We start from the raw sequence: 2585 nt of genomic DNA on the forward strand, positions 1-2585 counted from the left end.
CGATAAGCTAACCTCCAAAATTTCCTCAAAAATAAATTCTCAAAACCAAAACCGAAGCACTACTTTTGCCAAATGGTTTTAAGCAACTACACTAAAGAATTTAAATACAACTGGAAGCTAGCAGCACCAGTAATGTTAGGCATGCTTGGTCATACCTTTGTGAGCTTTGTAGATAACATTATGGTTGGCCAATTAGGTACAGCAGAATTAGCTGCAGTATCACTTGGAAACAGTTTTATGTTTATTGCAATGTCTTTAGGTATTGGTTTTAGTACAGCCATTACACCTTTAGTTGCAGAAGCAGATTCTGCAAAGGATTTTGCAGGAGGAAAATCGGCATTTAAGCATGGTTTGTTTTTATGTACAGTTTTAGGGATTTTGTTATTCTTTTTGGTCTTTTTCGCTAAACCATTAATGTATTATATGAAACAACCTACAGAGGTTGTAGCGTTAGCAATTCCGTATTTAAATTTAGTCGCCTTCTCATTAATTCCTTTAATTATTTTTCAAGGGTTTAAGCAATTTAGTGATGGTTTGTCGATGACCAAGTATCCAATGTATGCCACCATTATAGCTAACATTGTAAACGTAATATTAAACTATATCTTAATTTTTGGAAAATTTGGTTTCCCAGAATTAGGAATGATTGGTGCAGCTTATGGAACAGTAATCTCTCGTTTTATTATGCTATGGTATTTATGGTATTTACTAAAGAAAAAAGAAAAGTCTAAAGAATTTGTAACCAATATAAAACTGTTTGTTTTAGATAAGTTAATGTTGCGTAAAATTATAAATCTAGGAGCACCAAGTGCTATGCAAATGTTTTTTGAAGTAGCCATTTTTACTGCTGCTATTTGGTTAAGTGGTTTGTTAGGTAAAAATCCTCAAGCAGCAAACCAAATAGCCTTAAACCTAAGCTCAATGACGTTTATGGTGGCTATGGGAATTGGTGTTGCTTCTATGATTCGTGTTGGTAACCAAAAAGGACTTAAAAAATACCACGAATTAAGACGTATTGCCTTTTCATTATTTTTATTAGGAACTGTTTTTGCTGTTGGCTTCGCCATAGTGTTTGCTTTATTTCATAACTATTTGCCACGTGTTTATGTCGATTTTGATGATGTTGTAAATTTTGATGATAATATGGAAGTGGTTAGTATTGCCTCAAAGTTATTATTAGCAGCAGCAGTCTTTCAAATTAGCGATAGTATTCAAGTAGTTGTTTTAGGAGCACTTCGTGGTTTGCAAGATGTAAAAATCCCAACTATAATAACCTTTATTTCGTACTGGCTTGTAGGCTTTCCTGTAAGTTGGTTTTTAGGCAAAGAAGACGCTTATGCAAGTTTTGGTATCTGGTTAGGTTTATTAGCTGGTTTAACAACAGCTTCGGTTTTACTGTATATTCGATTTAACTATTTAACAAAAAAGTTAATTGAAATAGAAAAAAATGAGTTAAACGTTATCAAATAAATTATTTTTAACAGAAAATTTGTTTGTATTCCTAAAATAGCTTTCATCAATTATGTTTCTTATATTTGAGAGAACCATAATATAAAAACCATGTTAAAAACCATCCTTTTTACTTTGTTTTGCGCAAGTACTATGTTACTTTCAGCACAAACAATTCAAGAAATTAATTACAACGTTTCTGGCGGAATTACGACATCTTACGATAATCCTGGGAAAATTTTATATCCTACAGGCTTTTCAAGGCATAGTCACTACACACCAGTAATTTTTGTACATGGTATAGGAAGTAAACTTTCATCGTCTTACGAAGCAAATATCGATCAAGTAAAAAACCGTAATTTAAATGCAGCTTTTGTACAGTTAGAACCTTTTGGCTCTACAATAGATAATGGTAAGTTATTAATGAAAATGATTGATAAAGTTCGTGCGCACTACAATGTAGCAACGGTTAGTATTGTAGCACACAGTAAAGGTGGTTTAGATACAGAAAGAGCATTATATGGCCAAAATCCTTACACAAATACAAACCTACCAAGTTTTGGATTCGAGAGAGTAGATGGTGTACATACTTTAAGTTCTCCAGTTAGAGGAGCAAGAGTTGCAGATCTTGGCGCAACATTATCTTGGTTTTCTGGTGTAGTTTGGGCTGCAGTGTGGTATACAAATGGATGGTCCTTAACAAGTGGAAATGTAAATTCTTTCCATAATTGGGCAGAGGGTTGGACAATAAATTCTACGACTACTTTTAGAAATTATGATAATCCAAATGGTGCAGCATATAATAGAGTTAATATGAAAGAAGATAATACTACATTCTGGTATGCGCATCAATCTAACGATGAGTGTTATGATAATGTATGGTATTACTGTTATGTTGGTCGTCCTTTTCACCATTCGGTTGGAGCATATGCAGATGCTTATTGGGAATGGGATTGGTTTAATTCTGGATGGAAAAACTGGCATTCTAATAGCGATGGTTTTATATCTGAATACAGATCTAAAAGAAATGCAAATACTAATCCTCTTCCACGTCTTACGCAAAATGCTGGCGATTTTAACTCTAGAGTAATTAATGATGCTAATCATTCTTCTTTATGGGAAGATGGAGAAAACCA

General features: G+C 33.5%; 2 protein-coding genes. Both read left to right on the forward strand.

Features of this window, described 5'->3' with window-relative positions; genetic code table 11:
- Positions 1-72 precede the first annotated feature (72 nt).
- The gene (locus Q0C58_RS03055; RefSeq protein ID WP_290697360.1) at positions 73-1470 is read left to right on the forward strand and encodes an MATE family efflux transporter; all 1398 of its coding nucleotides are present in this window, start codon (positions 73-75) and stop codon (positions 1468-1470) included.
- 90 nt (positions 1471-1560) lie between these two features.
- Positions 1561-2585 (forward strand): hypothetical protein (locus Q0C58_RS03060; RefSeq protein ID WP_290697363.1); only part of this gene is annotated, 1025 nt, incomplete at its 3' end.

The organism is Lacinutrix sp., from assembly GCF_023299985.1.
Taxonomy (GTDB): domain Bacteria; phylum Bacteroidota; class Bacteroidia; order Flavobacteriales; family Flavobacteriaceae; genus Lacinutrix.